At 41.7% G+C, this 16,340-nt stretch carries 19 protein-coding genes; 1 reads left to right on the top strand and 18 read right to left on the bottom strand.

Annotated features, from left to right (window positions below; all coding sequences use genetic code 11):
* Positions 1–13 precede the first annotated feature (13 nt).
* From M3079_RS08265 to M3079_RS08250, 4 genes are read right to left on the bottom strand one after another with little or no spacing between them, the layout of a single operon-like run.
* Complete coding sequence (locus M3079_RS08265; RefSeq protein WP_249078631.1) at positions 14–712, bottom strand: hypothetical protein; 699 nt, start codon at positions 710–712, stop codon at positions 14–16.
* A gap of 31 nt (positions 713–743) precedes the next feature.
* Positions 744–1,049: an HrgC protein gene (locus M3079_RS08260; protein ID WP_249078630.1), complete on the bottom strand. Its 306-nt coding sequence runs from the start codon at positions 1,047–1,049 to the stop codon at positions 744–746.
* An 11-nt stretch (positions 1,050–1,060) separates the two neighbouring features.
* The gene (locus tag M3079_RS08255) at positions 1,061–1,387 is read right to left on the bottom strand and encodes a hypothetical protein (protein ID WP_249078628.1); all 327 of its coding nucleotides are present in this window, start codon (positions 1,385–1,387) and stop codon (positions 1,061–1,063) included.
* A gap of 14 nt (positions 1,388–1,401) precedes the next feature.
* Positions 1,402–2,349, bottom strand: a complete 948-nt coding sequence (locus tag M3079_RS08250) for a hypothetical protein (RefSeq protein ID WP_249078627.1) — start codon at positions 2,347–2,349, stop codon at positions 1,402–1,404.
* A gap of 138 nt (positions 2,350–2,487) precedes the next feature.
* On the opposite strand from M3079_RS08250, the gene M3079_RS09475 reads away from it, so the two are divergent.
* Positions 2,488–2,652 carry an Arc family DNA-binding protein gene (locus tag M3079_RS09475; protein WP_349293364.1) on the top strand — a complete coding sequence of 55 codons (165 nt, stop codon included), beginning with the start codon at positions 2,488–2,490 and terminating at the stop codon, positions 2,650–2,652.
* A 50-nt stretch (positions 2,653–2,702) separates the two neighbouring features.
* On the opposite strand, the gene M3079_RS08245 is transcribed toward M3079_RS09475, so the two are convergent.
* The 14 genes from M3079_RS08245 to M3079_RS08180 form a co-directional block, all read right to left on the bottom strand.
* Entirely contained in the window at positions 2,703–2,882 is a 180-nt protein-coding gene (locus M3079_RS08245) for a hypothetical protein (protein ID WP_249078624.1), read from the bottom strand.
* A 16-nt stretch (positions 2,883–2,898) separates the two neighbouring features.
* Positions 2,899–3,816: a tyrosine-type recombinase/integrase gene (locus M3079_RS08240; RefSeq protein WP_249078622.1), complete on the bottom strand. Its 918-nt coding sequence runs from the start codon at positions 3,814–3,816 to the stop codon at positions 2,899–2,901.
* A 285-nt stretch (positions 3,817–4,101) separates the two neighbouring features.
* Positions 4,102–4,752: a hypothetical protein gene (locus M3079_RS08235; protein WP_249078620.1), complete on the bottom strand. Its 651-nt coding sequence runs from the start codon at positions 4,750–4,752 to the stop codon at positions 4,102–4,104.
* 251 nt (positions 4,753–5,003) lie between these two features.
* Positions 5,004–5,306: a hypothetical protein gene (locus M3079_RS08230; RefSeq protein ID WP_249078618.1), complete on the bottom strand. Its 303-nt coding sequence runs from the start codon at positions 5,304–5,306 to the stop codon at positions 5,004–5,006.
* Between the two features lie 17 nt (positions 5,307–5,323).
* Positions 5,324–6,247: an HD domain-containing protein gene (locus M3079_RS08225; protein WP_249078616.1), complete on the bottom strand. Its 924-nt coding sequence runs from the start codon at positions 6,245–6,247 to the stop codon at positions 5,324–5,326.
* An 18-nt stretch (positions 6,248–6,265) separates the two neighbouring features.
* Entirely contained in the window at positions 6,266–7,060 is a 795-nt protein-coding gene (locus M3079_RS08220) for a Nif3-like dinuclear metal center hexameric protein (protein ID WP_249078612.1), read from the bottom strand.
* The gene (locus M3079_RS08215; RefSeq protein WP_249078611.1) at positions 7,041–7,739 is read right to left on the bottom strand and encodes a class I SAM-dependent methyltransferase; all 699 of its coding nucleotides are present in this window, start codon (positions 7,737–7,739) and stop codon (positions 7,041–7,043) included. The genes M3079_RS08220 and M3079_RS08215 overlap by 20 nt, the downstream gene beginning before the upstream one ends.
* Before the next feature lie 68 nt (positions 7,740–7,807).
* Positions 7,808–8,926, bottom strand: a complete 1,119-nt coding sequence (locus tag M3079_RS08210) for an ABC transporter permease (RefSeq protein ID WP_249078609.1) — start codon at positions 8,924–8,926, stop codon at positions 7,808–7,810.
* On the bottom strand, positions 8,923–9,834 hold the full coding sequence (locus tag M3079_RS08205) for an ABC transporter ATP-binding protein (protein ID WP_249078607.1): 912 nt from the start codon (positions 9,832–9,834) through the stop codon (positions 8,923–8,925). The genes M3079_RS08210 and M3079_RS08205 overlap by 4 nt, the downstream gene beginning before the upstream one ends.
* Positions 9,831–10,805 (bottom strand): efflux RND transporter periplasmic adaptor subunit, encoded by a 975-nt coding sequence (locus M3079_RS08200; RefSeq protein ID WP_021715644.1) that lies wholly within the window; start codon positions 10,803–10,805, stop codon positions 9,831–9,833. The genes M3079_RS08205 and M3079_RS08200 overlap by 4 nt, the downstream gene beginning before the upstream one ends.
* The gene (locus tag M3079_RS08195; protein ID WP_249078605.1) at positions 10,792–11,457 is read right to left on the bottom strand and encodes a TetR family transcriptional regulator; all 666 of its coding nucleotides are present in this window, start codon (positions 11,455–11,457) and stop codon (positions 10,792–10,794) included. The genes M3079_RS08200 and M3079_RS08195 overlap by 14 nt, the downstream gene beginning before the upstream one ends.
* Positions 11,458–11,768: 311 nt before the next feature.
* Positions 11,769–13,013 (bottom strand): peptidase T, encoded by a 1,245-nt coding sequence (gene pepT / locus M3079_RS08190; RefSeq protein WP_249078604.1) that lies wholly within the window; start codon positions 13,011–13,013, stop codon positions 11,769–11,771.
* A 23-nt stretch (positions 13,014–13,036) separates the two neighbouring features.
* The gene (locus M3079_RS08185; protein WP_044896717.1) at positions 13,037–14,560 is read right to left on the bottom strand and encodes an AbgT family transporter; all 1,524 of its coding nucleotides are present in this window, start codon (positions 14,558–14,560) and stop codon (positions 13,037–13,039) included.
* A 132-nt stretch (positions 14,561–14,692) separates the two neighbouring features.
* Positions 14,693–16,303: an MBL fold metallo-hydrolase gene (locus tag M3079_RS08180; RefSeq protein ID WP_249078601.1), complete on the bottom strand. Its 1,611-nt coding sequence runs from the start codon at positions 16,301–16,303 to the stop codon at positions 14,693–14,695.
* Between the last annotated feature and the right edge of the window lie 37 nt (positions 16,304–16,340).

The raw sequence follows: 16,340 nt of genomic DNA, 5'->3' as shown, positions 1-16,340 counted from the left end.
AATAGCACCTTTCCTATTTTAATCCTTCTTGCTCCATAGATTCTAAAACCGTATTTTTAAAAATCATTTTTACTTTTGCGCCATTACTTTCCCAAATATAACTTTCACTTAGCGAACCATTAATATAGCTATTTTTTTCAAGTTTACCGGGCATTTTAAAAGTTTTTATTACATCAAGATATGGACTCCGTGGATTAATTTTCTGATAATTATTTAAAGTCAGTTCAAAAGTTTCTTTATCAGTTGTGATTTTGCTATAGTCATTCTGATAAATTAAAATATTTTCTTCTACATTTGATATTGCTTTTATAAGTTTTATAAATTCAAATTCATTACGTTCTTTTATTGCTTGTATAGCTTTAGGTACGGAATTAAATAAATTATCCAATGAATTTGTTATATTCAGTAAATCACTTTTTATTACATCAAGAGATTTACTTGTTTTTTCTTTCTTTAATTTGCTTTTTAAATCATTAATTATAGGCAAGTATTTATTATCTTTTAATTGATTATATTCAATTAACCATTCTTCAGGAGATTTTTTATCCATAGTTTTGCTATCATTTATCATAAAATCGTCATAAGTTTGCTTTAAAATAACAAAATATTCTTTGTCAAGCCTTGCTGCTTCTTCGGTATCGCTTTTTCCACATCCTGCTATTACTACAGCAAATAGTATAAAAATTAAAGATATTAGTAATTTTTTCACCATTATCACTCCAAAATAAATTTGAATTTTATTATTATTGAATTATACCATTATTTAGCAAATAATTTTTTGATTTTTCATCTGCATAAGTAAATCTTTTTGCCATTAATTCTTTAATATAAATTTTATTGTAAAATGCAGCAAAAACAATATTAAATATCAATGCACCTATACCTAATGTAAACCATGCAATAGTAATATTAGCTATAAAGAAAATTACTGCCCATTTTAAATCTCCACGAAATAATGCCGGAAAGAACCCAAATAATAACGTTGTCCACGAATAACCCGTAGGAACATTTTTTATTACACCAGTATCAATATTTTTTAAAGTAACCATTTTATTGCTCCTTATTTAAAACTAAAAATAGATTCCAACATTAAATCTTCTTCAGAACCAATATATAATAAAGATGGTTTATCATTTAATGAACCAACATAAGCATATTGTATTACTTTTGCACCTAATCTATTGTTAGCTCTAAATTTTACTTTAATTAGTGTTCGTCCCGTAGTATATTTCTTATATTCCATTTCATAACTATCTGGGTCATGTAGTTGAGATAAAATAATATCTTTAGCTTTAGAATATTCTCTGTCAGTTATACTATCAAAATCACAGCCTAAAACGGTTATAGAAAAGAATATACATAATAAAGCAACTATACTTTTCTTCATTGTCTATTACTCCTTTATTTAGAAATTCTATAATTTAATTTCTTTAATTGTTCGTTTAAATATATACCTGTATTTAAAAGATTTATATCAGCACTGGTTAAATAATAATCGTGATGTCTATCTCTACCTTGAAGCCGTATTATTGGATTTTTACCGGTTGCAAGTAATTTATAACCTCGTTCTAAATCAGAAAATCTAACATCTAAAGTTTCGTATTTACCACCATGAACAATTTGTGTATCTTTACCACCACCGCTTTGCCCAGCAAAACAATTTTCAATATTATATATCCAATTTGTATTAGATGTTGAAAAAATTACTTTATCCCAAAATACCCAATTAATACCATCATCAAAATGCACTATAAAAGCTCTTAACCAATACTCTCCATTTCTTTCCCCAACGTACCAATAAATAGCGTCTTTTGCAGGATATCCGTTACTGCCCCAAGGTTGATACCACGTTATTTTCTCTACATCATCAGTTTTTGACGGCATGTTATTTAAAATTCGTTCGATTTCCGCTATTGTTTGTTGTTCTTCTAATTGCTTCTCTTGCCTGATTTTATCTTCATGGGCTTTTCTTTCTTTATCTTTTTCTTCTTGTATAATATTCTTTACATCTTCACGAGATTTTTTTATTTCATGGTTCAATCTACCTTTATATTCTTTAGGAATACGATATAGAAAATATTTATAATCTGAAATATTACCTTTTTCTTTCGCGTCTAAAGCTTTTGCATAAAACACTAAATTATTTTTTTCTTTCTGATTTTCAGTGCTTAAAACTTTTTCAGGATAATCTATAGCTTTAATATACTCTCCGTTTTTAATCGCAGTTGCAATTTCATTCAAATAATCTTGCTCCTCATTGACTTTTGGCATATATACAGTTATTGCATATATAAAAACAGAAACTACAAAAATAACTGCTGCAAATAAAATTCCTTTTCTTTTCAACATAACCACTCTCCTTTAGAATAATTATAATATTCACATATTTCAAAGTCAATTCAAAGTGCTATCACTATGAGCGTATACATAATTCTCATTGAAATATAGTATATATAATATAAAATTCAATGAGCGGGGGAGAGTATAGTGCCTTCACTTTTACCAATATTTTCTTTGAGAATACCAGAAGAACTATTAGAGCAAATAAAACAGATAGCACAGGAAAATTGCCGTTCTACCAACAAAGAAATTGAATATGCTCTGACGCAGTATGTAAAGCAATATCAAAAGAATAATTCTGAAAACAAATAAAGGGACTACCTAAGATAGAAATGAATCTATTTTAAGCAGTCCCTTTTCTATTATTCTATTTTAAATTCAAGTATAGTTATTGGAGTCCCTTTTAAACAGTTTAACTTAATTAACTCTAAAAATTCTTTAAGACTTAACGGCTCATTTTCATCTGTATAAACGCCATAATAACCAAGTTTATCTGTTTCTGCGTTACGGTATACTAAATGTATTTTTATATCCTCTTTCATAAACAACACCCTTGAATTAATAATAACGCCAACTTGTATTATCAAATGGATTAAATTTATCGTTCTGTATTTTTAATTCCACTTCGTTCATTTCAACATATCGTTTTGTCATTTCAATATCACTATGACCGAGTATTTTTTGCAAGCTAAATAAATCACCACCATTAAGTAGAAAAAACTTTGCAAATGTATGCCGAAAAGTATGTGGTGATACCCTAACACCAGTAATATTTTCGTCTTTACCTATTTTAGCTATTATACCGCTTATTGCCGATACACCTAATTTTTCCCCATCCTTGTTAATAATTAAGTATGGTGACTTAAATAGCTTATGCTCGGCAACATACTCTTTCCTTTTCTGCAAATATTTTAATATTACTTTTCTTAAAGTATTACTTAAAGGAACATCACGGTATTTTTTGCCTTTCCCAATGACTTTGATAATATTAACATCAAAATTAATGCTGTTTATGTATAATGCAGATAATTCAGCCCTTCGCAACCCAGTAGCAAACAAAGTACAAGCTATAGTATAATTTCTAAATCCCAAAAAACTATTTTTATCAAAAGAATTTAAAATAGTATCTATTTCAATTCTATTAAACGCTGGTATTATTTTTTCTTCTCTTTTTGGCGTTTCAATGCTTGCTATTACATTTTCAGCTATTATCTTATCACGGTATAAATAATTAAAATATGACTTGATTGTATCAAAATATACTTTTAGCGTATTCGGATTAACTTCCTTGGCAAGTTTTGCAAGATGTACTCTTATATCATTAGCTGTAATATCCTCAACGTGTTGAATATTTCTACTTGTGCATGTTTCAAAAAATCTACACAATGTTCGGTCATATTTAATAAGCGTTCCCCCTGCAAGATTTAATGCAATACATCTCCGTAAAAATCTTTTTTTACTTTCCGATAATAACATAGGCAATTACCCCCTTATTAAAATTTAGGCAAAGGACTATCCTATTACACGGCAAAAGAATTAAATTATCTTGCTGACTAAATTGCAGACTTTACTCGCATGCGCTTTACATAAAAGCAAAAACACGCAGGTTTCATCCTACGTGTTGTAAATGTTTGTACGTAATAATGCCCGGACTTTCCTCTTACGGCAAAGCCGTCAGCGATTGCTTTTCACACTCATACTGTCAGTACTTTAGCACAAAGCCTGTAATTAGTCAAGGGTTAAAATGTGGGCCGCAGGCATTTAATTTTTAACCTGCGCCATGCGCGAAGTAATTACTCCGCTGATTTTGGCATTAACCGTTTCCAGCGCTTTTAACGCGACAGATTTGTTGCCGACGTCGCCGATAACGGAACTGTCTTTGGCAAGCTCCGTAAATTTGCCGTTATAAATGTATTTGCCGCTCTTTACATCAAAAATTTTAAAAGGCACAACTGCCGTCATCTCTTTGCCAAGCGTAAACACGGTTACTTTTTCCTTGCGGACGAAAGGTTCTACCTGCACCAGCACAACGTAGTCAACACCGCTGCCTTTAAACACGTCTGCAATATCAGCTCTTTCGGCCTGAGTAATATCGGCAATGCCGTTTTCGTTAAGCTGCCCTAAAAACTCAGTTCCGTCTATATACTCACAGGCAGAAGTTTTTAGTGCTGCCTGCACGTTTTCCAGAACTACCCTGTCTATATCCGCGTCATAAGTTGTGTTGGCATTATTAACATACAGCACCGCCGCCTTTGCGCCGTTTTCTTCAGCAGCAACTTTATTCAGCCGTTCGCTGAACGGACACTGCACAGCATTTGCCGCGTTATTTTCCGCAGCAGGCGCACCTGCCAAAGCAGCTGCGTTCAAACAAATTAAACCAAGCATCATTAACAACATTAAAAACTTTCTCACCTTGATTCCTCCAATGAATAAAATATTTTGCTGTAATTTTATATAATAACCATTAAGATTTTTAATTTATATAAAATTAACTTCAGCGCCGTTATTATAGCAACTTTAAGATAACTTTGCAACTTTTTCATTTTAATTTCATGTTTTTTGTTATTGTGTAACATCATTAACAGTGCATATTAAAAATAAAAACAGGTTTTCCACTTGCGTACATCAACGCCGGAAAAACCTGTTTTATAAATTTTTAAATATTATTTAAATCTTTCGTCTTCGCTTATTTCGTACTCAAATTCTTCCCAGTCTTCGCTGTTTTCGTTTTCGTAATAATGCCCGTTCTTGTAAATAATATCGTCCTGAGTGTACGGGTGGCCATTCACAACTCCGCTGCCGTTATTTGCGGGGCTGTTTTCCTGCCCGGCATTATTTTCCGTGCCGCTGCCCGAAGCGCGCATCAAAGCAGCAAGCTCTCCCAAATCCCTTATAAGTTTAACAAACGCTGTCAGCATAGCTGCCAGCAATCCCAAAACAATTATAATCAAAAACAGGTAAAGCATAATATCACCTTATTTGCTTACACATTACTCATTAAAAAACGCTGCAGCATTTTATTGTATTCCCACGGATTTTTATTATCCGTCTTTTTAAACTGGTTCATAACTGCGTCCAGTTCATCCGCATAATGCACTATAAAGGCCTCTTTGGTTGCGCAGGCAACAGGCGAGCCTTTTTCCGGTTCGCCGTGGTGCGACAATATAATATGCAGCAGCTGCTGCAATTTTGGGCCGGTAACCCGCGCTTTGGCAGCCGCTTCCTGTACTATTGCCGCGCTCATGCTGATATGCCCCAAAAGCCTGCCTTCCGTTGTATACGGAAAGCCCATGGAGGCAGAAATTTCACGCAGCTTGCCGACATCGTGCAAAAGCGCCCCGGCAACGATTAAATCTTTATCCACGCCACCGATGGATTCCGCCATAGCAGTTGCCAGCACCGCCACATCAACAGAATGCTGCAGCAGCCCGCCGATATAAGCGTGGTGCAGCCTCATTCCCGCCGGATTGCGCAAAAACTGTTCGTAAACCGCGCCTTCAAAAACATTATCCAAAACAAGGCGCAGCCCTGGTGTTAAAACGCTTTTTATCAGGCGGTCAAATTTATCTTTATAGGCTTCGTGGTCAAAATCGCCTTCCGGCAGCAGGTTGCTGATATCATCCTCCGGAACGATATCGCTTAATTTTTTTATAACCAGCTGCAAAGCCATTTCACCGGAAAATTTGTTAATATCCACGCTGCCGCTTACCATTACCGGCGAAGGGCCGTCCATCTCGCGCATTTTTTCAACAATGCCGGCTTCAAAAGTAATAAACGGTATTTTGCCGCTGTTATCTTCCGCAAGCCCGCGTGCAAAAGGCGCGCCGTTGGAAGATGTGCCCACGCGCTGAACACGCAGGAGTACCGACTGGCAAATTTTTGACCCGGCTTTAAAATCACTAATCATTTATTGTACCTCAATTCATTAATATTGTTTAAAAAGCAAAGTTTCGCGCGCCGTTAAAACCTGCGCCGCAAAACCTGCCGCCGCCAGCCTCAGCGAAAGTTTGTCTGCCAGCACCGCCACAACCGGCAGCTCCGTACCCTGATGCGTGGCGTCAATAAGGTTCAGCCCGCTGAATACGGCATTCTGGGCTTCATGGTATTTAATATCGCCGGTCACATAAGTATCCGCGCCCTGCTCAAGCGCTTCGGCAATAAAATCAATGCCGGCGCCGCCGCATAAAGCAACCTTGTAAACAGTTTTTCCTGCACTTATGCCGGTAACAAAAGAGAGCCCCAGCGCCTCTTTTACAACCTGCGCAAATTTTTCAAATTCCATTTTTTGCGGCAAATAACCTACGCGCCCCAAGGCACCGCAGTTAGCGTCATTTTTCACCAGCGAAACGGTTTTCTCCAGGCCGAGCTTTTCCGCAAGCACATCGTTAACGCCGCCAAGCACGCTGTCAAGGCTTGTATGCGCACTGTATACGGCAATGCCGTTTTCTATGCACTTTAACAGCAAATCGCTTTGCCAGCTGCTGTCGCAGATGTTTTTAAGCGGTTTGAAAATCGGAGGATGATGCGTTATCAGCATATCTGCTTTTTGCCCAACAGCCTGCTGCACAACTTCCGGCGATACGTCAAGCGCTACCATTATTTTTTTTATGGAACTATTGCCGCGCCCGATTAAAAAACCGGCGTTATCCCACTCCTCGGCAAGATTGCGCGGGGCAATGCTGTCCATAATTTTTACTATATCATTCACAGTCGCACTCATGCTTATATTCCTCCAATCCGGCAAGAAGCTCCTGCATTGTTTTATATTTACCGCTCTGCTGCGCTTTGCTGCTCTGCGCCATGCTTTTAAGCATTCTTGCGTAAGCAGCGTAAAGTTTTTCAATATGCCTGCCAAAAAGCGGCGGCCGCTTTTCAATAAGGCGCGGCCCAATTTCATATTCTATGCTGCTGTGCGGAGGCTCGCTGCCGGGCACCAGCATAATAATTTCGTATAAATGCTGCGGTTCCTCCGCCAGCGCTTCGTCTGCAATGCGCCAGCCGTTTTCGCACGCCCACCTGCGCAGCCCCGGCGCGCCTGCCATTGGCTGCACTATTAAAAATTTCAGCGTTTTGGCTACATCCGGGCTTTCTTCCAGAATCTGCACAATAGTGCTGCCGCCCATTCCGGCAATAACCGCACCGTCGGCCTCGCCCGGCTTTAAAACGGTAAGACCGCTGCCGCGGCGCACTTCTATTTTGTCTTTTAATCCATACATGCCGATATTGGTTTGTGCCGCCCTGCACGGCCCTTCGGCAATATCTGCCGCTATAGCAGCTTTAATTAAGCCTTTCTGCATAAGCCACACCGGCAAATACGCGTGGTCCGTGCCAATATCTGCCACAACGCAGTTTTGCTGCACCAGCGCCGCTATGGCTTCCAATCTTGCGCCTATATTCATAAACCCTCCGGTAATATTGTTATTTACACAACTAAATTATAACATACCGGAGGGTTTTTATAACATTTTCAGTTCAATGTTTTTACAAATTTTTTAATGCTTGCACCAAGCGTCAGCAAAATAAAAATTACCAGCGCCATTACCTGCGGCCACATAATCTCAAGCCCGTTGCCTTTTAATAAAATGCCGCGCAAAATTTGCAAATAATATGTAAGCGGCAATAAATTTCCCAGGTAATAGAAAAAGTCAGGCATTGATTCACGCGGGAAAATAAATCCCGACAGCATAATGCTCGGCAGCAGCACAAACACGCCCATCTGTATGGCCTGCATCTGCGTTTTGGAGCAGCTAGAGATTAAAACCCCCAGCGACAGCGACGCCGTAATAAACAGCGACGACAGAACATACAGCAAGGTAATGCTGCCGCGCACCGGTACGTTAAAAACTATAATGCCCGCAAACAGCGCAATCGTAATCTGCGCATAGCCGACAAAAATATAAGGAATTATTTTGCCGAGTATCAATTCCCACGGGCGCAGCGGGCTTACAATAAGCTGCTCCATCGTGCCGTTTTCCTTTTCGCGCACAATCGCCATGGAGGTTATCAGCACCATGGTCATTGTCAGCACAACGCCGATAATGCCCGGCACCATATAAAACGCCGTTACAAAATCCTGATTGTACCAGGCGCGTACACGCACATCATACAGCGAAGTCTGGCTGCTGTGCAGGCCGTATTTTTCCTGCAAAGCCTCCTGCGATTTTACATTGCCGATAGACTGCGCCGCCGCTATGGCCGAAGCAGCTGACTGGGAATCGGTAGCGTCTACAATAACCTGTACCGGTGTCTGCCTGTTATGCTTTAAGTTTTCTTCCAAATCGGGCGGAATAATTACGCCCACTTTGGCATCCCCTGCATCAACCCTGCGGTTAACGTCTTCAAAACTGTCTTCTATGTAAATAAGGTCAAAATATTCGCTGGCGGTAAAGCTGTTTAAAAGCTCCCTGCTTTCGGCAGATAACGACTGGTCGAATACTGCCGTTTTTAAATGCTTTACATCCGTATTAATGGCAAAGCCGTATATTATAAGCTGCACCACCGGCATAATCAGCAAAATTACCAGCGTCAGACGGTCGCGCCGCATCTGGATAAATTCTTTTTTTAATAAAGCGAGCAGCCTGTTCATACTTTGCCACCGCCCTTTTTATCAAGATAGTACGAAAATACATCTTCCATTGTCGGCTCAATAATTTTATACTGCCAGTCTGAAAGCAGCGGCAAATCCTGCGGGGCAACCAGCACACGCAGTTCGCGCCCGAAAATATAGGCATCTTCCACCAGAATACGCTTTTTAATTTCTTCGCGCAGTTTAATGGAATCATCACTGGCAATGCTTACCAGCGTGCCTTTAATGCTGTCTTTCAGCTTTTTGGGGCTGCCTTCGGCAACCATTTTCCCGGCATCCAAAAACACCATTTCGTCGCAGTGTTCGGCTTCTTCCATAAAATGCGTTGTTACTACCATCGTAGTGCCGCCAATGGCCAGCGCGTGAATTATCTGCCAAAAGCTGCGGCGCGAAATGGGGTCAACGGCACTTGTCGGTTCATCCAGAAACAGCAGCCTGGGTTTGTGCAGTATTGCACACCCCAGCGCCAGACGCTGCTTTAAACCGCCGGAAAGATTGCCGGAAAACTCATTGCGTTTGTCTTTAAGGTTCATCTGCTCAATCATTTCTTCAATGCGGGCATATTTTTCTTCACCTTTCAGCCCGTACATACCGGCATAAAAATCAAGGTTTTCAAACACCGTCATATCAAGGTACAGGCTGAACTTCTGCGACATATAACCGATATTTTCCTTAACTTTTTCCGGTTCTTTCACTACGTCATAGCCCAGCACAATGCCGGTTCCGCCTGCCGGTTTTAAAATACCGCACAGCATGCGAATGCTTGTTGATTTGCCGCTGCCGTTGGAACCAAGAAAACCGTAAATTTCGCCGCTGTAAACCTTAATGTTAAGCCTGTCCACCGCCGTAAAACCGCCGAATTTACAAGTTAAATCTTTAGTTTCTATTGCCAGTTCACGTACTGTCATTTTATTAAAACATCCGCCACCATGCCCGGCTTAAAGATGCCCTCCTCATTCGGCAGCGCCACTTTAACGGCAAACACAAGGTTCGCGCGCTCACGCTTTGTTATGCTGTTGCGCGGGGTATACTCGGCGCTGTCGCTGATTTCCTTAATTTTACCGGTAAAAGCCCTGTCCGGATAAGCGTCAATTTTTACACTGCACTCCTGCCCCACTTTAATAACGCCAAGCACATCGGAAGGCACGTAAACCCTTACCCAGCAGTCACTTAAATCCACAACCGTAAGCACCGACATACCTGCGCTTACGTATTCGCCCACTTCATAATTTTTTGTCAGTACAACGCCGTTTACCGGGCTGTATAAAGTCATATCGCCCAATGCTATTTTAGTATTTTCAAGTGCTGCTGCCGCACGCTGCGTTTCACGGCGCTGCGCTTCAATTTCATCTTCACGGTTGCCTTCAATCAAAAGCGCTTCCTGTTCACGCGCCGCTTTTAAACTGTTTTCGGCAACTACGTCTGCCGCTATTGCCTGGTCAAGCAGCTGGCGGGCAACGGCGCCGTCCTGATACAGTTTTTCGTAACGCAGGCGGTCGGTATGAGCCTGGTTGTAATCTGCCAGTGCCGATTCTGTTTTAGCTGCCGCCTCGCGCAGTTCCTGCGGGCGCGCGCCCTTAATTAAATCGGTCAGCTGGGCCTGGGCTTTGGCTAAGCTTGCTTCATCTTCGGCAAGCTGGGCTTCCAATTCGCGCGTATCAAGCCTGGCAATTATCTGCCCGGCAGTTACGCTGTCGCCCTCTTTTACGGTACGTTCACGCAAATAGCCGCCCAGCCGCGGAGTTACATCGGCTTTTGTCGCCTCAACAGTTCCGGTAAGTATTTTGGCTTCTTCGCCCTGCAAATACAATTTATAGGCACCTGCTGCCAAAATGAGTATTACTGCAATAACGGCGGTAATAATTTTACGTTTTGTCATGGCCTTTTACCTCAATTCCGCGCAATAAAATATCTAAAACCTGCCGCAGATAGCTTTCGGTAAAACTTTCGTCCTGTTCTATAACCATGCTGTGCAGCGGCTTGGTTAAAAAATAAAGGTTAATGATTGAAATAAGCATCAAAAGCACTGTTTTTTCATCCAGTGTTTTCAAAAAAATTCCCTGCTCTTTGCCGCGCTCAATCATTTTGAGCAGCACGGCAGAATTGCTTTTGAACTTGTTTAAAACCACGTCTTGAAATACCTGCGACGGCTTAATCACCTCGCGGTATATCAATTTAACATAGGCAGGCGGATACTTGTGAAAAATATCGCTGATAGAACGTGTATAAATCCTCAGCCCTTCACGCGGGTCTAATTTTTCATCACGCAAAACGCCTATAAATTCATCAAAATTATTTATCAATTCACGCAGAATTGCTTCGTAAAGCCCCTGCTTACTGCCAAAATAATACGAAATCATCGAACTGTTGGCACCTGCATCTGCCGCAATCTGCCTGATGCTGACCTTGTCATAACCGTATTCTGCAAATAAACCGATAGCAGACATTATTAATTTTTCTCTTTTTCCTGTTTCGTTTTTCATATCATCACCGCTCTTTTCAATCAATCGTTTAATTAAATATTTCGGCATTTTTCTCTAATTTCCTGCCTGCACACAAAAATAAAACCGTATTTTTATAAATTATACTGACATAACAAAAAAAGCCAAAATATAAATTTTAAATTATACTTTGGCTTTTTCGCAAATCACAATGCAAAGATTATACTGCGCGGCTCTATAAAAATGCTGCGGCTCCTCCGATTCCGTCCGGGCATAGCACCGGACTCTCGAAGGATTTTACCACAAATTTAGCCGCCGCAGTTTTTACATATCGCCTTACAGCATAATCCTTTGCTTGTTCTATAACAATATTAAGTTTTAAACACTAACACTTTTACAATTTATTTATTGTAAATCAAATCTACAAGTTCCAGCGTCAGTTTGCAGGATTTTTCCATAGCGCCCAGCGGTAAAAATTCGCAGTTGGAGTGGAAGTTATGCCCTGCCGTAAAGTAGTTCGGCGTTAAAATGCCTTTGGTGGAAATAAACGAACCATCCGTACCGCCGCGCATTGCAAGAGTTATCGGCTTAATGCCGAGTTTTTCCATTGCGGTGTACAGATAATCAATGCAGTATTTATTATCTTCCGTTACGGCATCGTTAATATTGCCGTAAGTATCGCTCATGGTGCAGGTAACTTCGGCACGCGGATACATAGCCTGCAATTTTTCCGCATTGGCGGCAATTTCCGCTTTGCGTTCTTCATAGCGTTTTTTGTTATGGTCGCGGATGTCGAGCGTAACGGTGGCATAAGTATCGTTGCTTACAATACTCTTAACCCAAATATAACCTTCGGTGCCTTCTGTGCATTCCGGAGTCTGCGTGCGGTCAAACATATTAACAAGGTCAACGGCAAGCAGTGTCGGGTTAATAAGCACGCCTTTGGCGCTCATCGGGTGCGCGCTTACGCCTTTAATTTTAACAATGGCGGTGCCGGCGTTAAAGGTTTGGTAAACAACTTCGCCAAGTTCGCAGCAATCAATGGTATATGCAAATTTAACAGGGAATTTGCTGAAATCCATTTTTTTAGAGCCACGCAGGCCAATTTCTTCATCCGGAACAAAAGCAACGTAAATATCGCCGTGACAGCGTTTTTCGTTAACAATGGTTTCCAAAGCAACCATAATGTTGGCAATGGCAGCTTTGTTATCTGCGCCAAGCACGCTGGTGCCGTCAGTAAATACAATATCCTCGCCCACGTATTTTTCAAGTTCCGGGTGTTCTGCCGTGCGAATCCAGATATCTTTTTCTTTGTTCAGGCATACATCGCCGCCCTGATAGTTTTTAACAACCTGCGGATGAATTTCCGGCGACATGTTAATATCAATAGTATCAAGATGCGCGCACCAGCCAACAGCAGGTACCTCTTTGGTGCAGCCTTCCGGCAGATAAGCCGGCAGTTTGCCGGTAAGCACGGAATATTCGCTGATTTCAAGGTCAACAAGGCCAAGTTCAGCCAAGTCCTGTTTTAACAGCTCTGCCAGTTTGCGCTGGCCTTCGCTTGAAGGTACATTGGCATTGGCAGCGTTGCTCTGGCTAGGTACTGCCACATAACGCAAAAATCTTTGTAATAATTTTTCCTGCATAATTTATTATGCCTCCTTAAATATTACATTCGCCGCGGATATACATAATCTGCCTGGAAGCCCAGAGGAATATCGAACCACCAGAAGAAGTAAAGCATGAAGGTTAAAGTTACAAGCAGCGTAATGGTATACGGCAGCATCATGGAGCTGAGCGTACCGATACCTGCTTCTTTAACGTATTTCTGGCAGTAGAGTATAATCAGCGGATAAAACGCGAACATAGGCGTTACAACGTTTACGGCACTGTCGCTTACGCGGTAGGCGGCCTGTGTAAGTTCAGGCGCAATGCCTACTGCCATCAGCATAGGCACAAAAATAGGCGCCAAAATTGCCCATTTTGCAGATGCAGAAGTGATGATAAGGTTCAGCAGGCCTACAAAAATTATAATGCCCAAAATTGTAATCTGCGGCGGCAAAGCCAGCGATTTTAAAAATTCTGCGCCGGATACCGCAAGCAGTACACCGATATTGGATGCACCAAACGCATACAGGAATTGTGCTGCGAAGAAGTAGAATACAACCATCTGCACAAGGGTTTTGGTAATTTCTTCCATAGCGGCAGTAACATCTTTAGGAGAACGGAATTTGCCGCACAAAATGCCGTATACAAGGCCGACAGCAGCTGCAAAAATAAAAATTACTGCTACAATGGACTGCATAATAGGAGCCTGGAAGCTGGCAATTTCGCCGTTAGGCGCACGCAGCAGGGAATCTTCCGGATAAAGAGCTGCAAACAAACCGATAATCATTAAAATTAAAATGCCGGTAGCAATCATAAAAGCACGGTTTTCGCGCGGAGTAATATCGGTATTGTTTTCGTTGCCAAGGTCAAGGTCATCCGGCAGCGGATAAGTTCTCCACAGCCAGGGGTCAACTACTTTTTCGGTAACCCACCAGCAGGAAGCAATTACAAGGAAGGTAGAACCCAGCGCATAAAAATAATTGCAAAGTACGTTAACCTGATAAGTCGGATCGATAATCTGCGCTGCGCTCTGCGTAAAGCCTTGAATTACAGGGTCGATTGCAGACGGGGTATAGTTGGCGGAAAAAGCACCGGCAATACCGGCAAAAGATGCCGCAACGCCGGAAAGCGGATGCTTGCCCGTTGCATAAAACATATATGCCGCAATCGGGATAATGATAACATAACCGGTATCCGGGCCAAGGTGGCTGACCATACCGGCAAGAATTACTACCGGAGTAATTAAAAATTTAGGTGTTACAGACAAAAGTTTTTTCAAGCCGGTGTTAATGTAGCCGGAACCGTCGGCAATACCGATACCGAGAGTTGCCACAATAACCATTGTCAGCGGCGGGAAGTTAGCATAGTTGGTAACCATTTTGCTCATTAACGTTACCAGTTCCTTACCGCTTAACATGTTGTTAACCGTAATTTGTTTGCCTGTTGCGGGGTGCACATAGTCGAAACTGATTTGCGACAGAATTGCAGACACAACGCAAACAATTACGAATGCGCCGATGAACAAAACGGTAATATCCGGGATTTTATTGCCGACACGCTCAATCAGCCCCAGGATGCCTCCCATTTGTTCTTTTTTAGCAGATTTTTCCAAATAAAGTGCCTCCTTTATATTTTATGCCGCAAAAAATACTGTTCCCAAAGCGTGTTACCTTTGGGAACAGTACCAAGGGCAGCATATTATTATATACTAATAAATTTACAACGATGACAGCATATCGTCAACATATTTTTTAATTTTTTCAAGTTTTTTGCGTATATCTTTAACTTTTCCGCTGTCGCGTGCAACAACCTGCTCAATTTTGGCACGGTGCTGCAAATAAGTGCGCTCCAGATTTTTAAGATAATCTTTAAGCGCTGCAACTTCCGGAACATCGCTGGCAACGGCAGCTTCCGTTACCTGCCATTCGCTGCCGCTGATGTTTACGCTGTCGCCATACTGCGGTATATAAGCAGCCGTGCCGATACGGCGCTGCAATTCTCCGGCAAGTTCCATGGAAGCATCCACTTCGCCGTGCGTTACAAAAAACGCTTTCGGCTTCTGCGCCATTTTGCCGTACCAGTTTAAAAGCTGTTCCTTATCGGCATGAGCCGAAAAGCCCTTTAAATTGTAAATGCGCGCATTAACGCGGATATCCTCGCCCATAATTTTTACCTGGCGCACGCCTTCAATAAGTTTGCGCCCAAGGCAGCCGTCCGCCTGATAACCGGCTATGATAACGCTGCTGTCCTCACGCCAGAGGTTATGTTTTAAATGGTGCAGAATGCGTCCGGCGTCGCACATACCGCTGGCAGACAAAATAATTTTGGTGCCGGGCATTTCATTAATCATGCGCGATTCCTGCGCCGTGGCTGTAAAATGCAGCTGTTTCATCGAAAGCAGGTGCCTGCCCTGCATTTCGTAAATGGCGCGCGCCTCGTCGTCAAACTCCTGTGGGTTGCCAAGCACAATCTGCGTGGCTTTATTAGCCATCGGGCTGTCTATGTAAATAGGTATATCGCTGGAAATTTTTCCTTCGTGCGCCAGCTTTTGGAAATAATACAAAAGCACCTGCGTACGCCCAACGGCAAACGCCGGAATAATGATATTGCCACCGCGCTCTGCCGTATCGTTAACAATTTCCGCCAGTTCAGCAGCTTTATCGTAAACTTTATGCACGCGGTTGCCGTAAGTGGATTCCGTTATGATAAAATCGGCACCTTGAAGTTGTTCAGGGTCTTCCAGAATCGGCGCACCGGGCTGACCTACATCGCCGGTAAAAATAATTTTTGTTTTTTTGCCGTCTTCCTCGGCAAAAATTTCTGCAATGGCAGAACCGGCAATGTGCCCGGCTACTTTAAATTTGGCCTTAATGCCGGGAATAACGTCAAATTCTTCGTCAAAACCGCGCACTACAAAATTTTTAAGCGCAGCATAGGCTTCATCAACCGTATAAAGCGGCTTAACGAATTTGCGCCCTGCACGCATTCCCTTACGGTTGGCAAATTCCGCATCCGATTCGTGAATATGCGCACTGTCCGGCAGTAAAATGCCGCATAATTCCAGCGTGGTTTTTGTGCAGTACACCGGCCCTTTATAGCCCTGCGCAACCAGTTTCGGTATCAGGCCGCTGTGGTCAATATGCGCATGCGTTAAAACCATGGCGTCAATTTCACCGGGGTTAAAAACAAAATCACGCTCATTAAAAGCGTTTACAAGTTTAGAACCCTGAAACATACCGCAGTCAACCAGCATTTTTTTGCCGCCTGTTTCTATAAGATAGCATGAACCGGTAACCATCCTTGTGGCACCCAAAAAAGTAATTTTCATCGTCACGCCTCCTTCGAATCCATATTAAGAATTCTTT

Source organism: Phascolarctobacterium sp. ET69 (genome assembly GCF_023336935.1).
GTDB classification, from domain to species: Bacteria; Bacillota; Negativicutes; order Acidaminococcales; family Acidaminococcaceae; genus Fusicatenibacter_A; species Fusicatenibacter_A intestinipullorum.
Note: the sequence above shows the minus strand (reverse complement) of the source record. Positions and strands in the feature narration are given on the sequence as shown.

What these genes read in the sequence shown, in the direction of transcription:
- M3079_RS08220 (WP_249078612.1), bottom strand. Translation starts at nt 7,060, where the DNA reads ATGAGTGCGACTGTGAATGATATAGTAAAAATTATGGACAGCATTGCC.
- M3079_RS08200 (WP_021715644.1), bottom strand. Translation starts at nt 10,805, where the DNA reads ATGACAAAACGTAAAATTATTACCGCCGTTATTGCAGTAATACTCATT.
- M3079_RS08245 (WP_249078624.1), bottom strand. Translation starts at nt 2,882, where the DNA reads ATGAAAGAGGATATAAAAATACATTTAGTATACCGTAACGCAGAAACA.
- M3079_RS08230 (WP_249078618.1), bottom strand. Translation starts at nt 5,306, where the DNA reads ATGCTTTACCTGTTTTTGATTATAATTGTTTTGGGATTGCTGGCAGCT.
- M3079_RS08250 (WP_249078627.1), bottom strand. Translation starts at nt 2,349, where the DNA reads ATGTTGAAAAGAAAAGGAATTTTATTTGCAGCAGTTATTTTTGTAGTT.
- M3079_RS08210 (WP_249078609.1), bottom strand. Translation starts at nt 8,926, where the DNA reads ATGAACAGGCTGCTCGCTTTATTAAAAAAAGAATTTATCCAGATGCGG.
- M3079_RS08225 (WP_249078616.1), bottom strand. Translation starts at nt 6,247, where the DNA reads ATGATTAGTGATTTTAAAGCCGGGTCAAAAATTTGCCAGTCGGTACTC.
- pepT (WP_249078604.1), bottom strand. Translation starts at nt 13,013, where the DNA reads ATGCAGGAAAAATTATTACAAAGATTTTTGCGTTATGTGGCAGTACCT.
- M3079_RS08185 (WP_044896717.1), bottom strand. Translation starts at nt 14,560, where the DNA reads ATGGGAGGCATCCTGGGGCTGATTGAGCGTGTCGGCAATAAAATCCCG.
- M3079_RS08215 (WP_249078611.1), bottom strand. Translation starts at nt 7,739, where the DNA reads ATGAATATAGGCGCAAGATTGGAAGCCATAGCGGCGCTGGTGCAGCAA.
- M3079_RS08255 (WP_249078628.1), bottom strand. Translation starts at nt 1,387, where the DNA reads ATGAAGAAAAGTATAGTTGCTTTATTATGTATATTCTTTTCTATAACC.
- M3079_RS08195 (WP_249078605.1), bottom strand. Translation starts at nt 11,457, where the DNA reads ATGCCGAAATATTTAATTAAACGATTGATTGAAAAGAGCGGTGATGAT.
- M3079_RS08205 (WP_249078607.1), bottom strand. Translation starts at nt 9,834, where the DNA reads ATGACAGTACGTGAACTGGCAATAGAAACTAAAGATTTAACTTGTAAA.
- M3079_RS08240 (WP_249078622.1), bottom strand. Translation starts at nt 3,816, where the DNA reads ATGTTATTATCGGAAAGTAAAAAAAGATTTTTACGGAGATGTATTGCA.
- M3079_RS08180 (WP_249078601.1), bottom strand. Translation starts at nt 16,303, where the DNA reads ATGAAAATTACTTTTTTGGGTGCCACAAGGATGGTTACCGGTTCATGC.
- M3079_RS08265 (WP_249078631.1), bottom strand. Translation starts at nt 712, where the DNA reads ATGGTGAAAAAATTACTAATATCTTTAATTTTTATACTATTTGCTGTA.
- M3079_RS08260 (WP_249078630.1), bottom strand. Translation starts at nt 1,049, where the DNA reads ATGGTTACTTTAAAAAATATTGATACTGGTGTAATAAAAAATGTTCCT.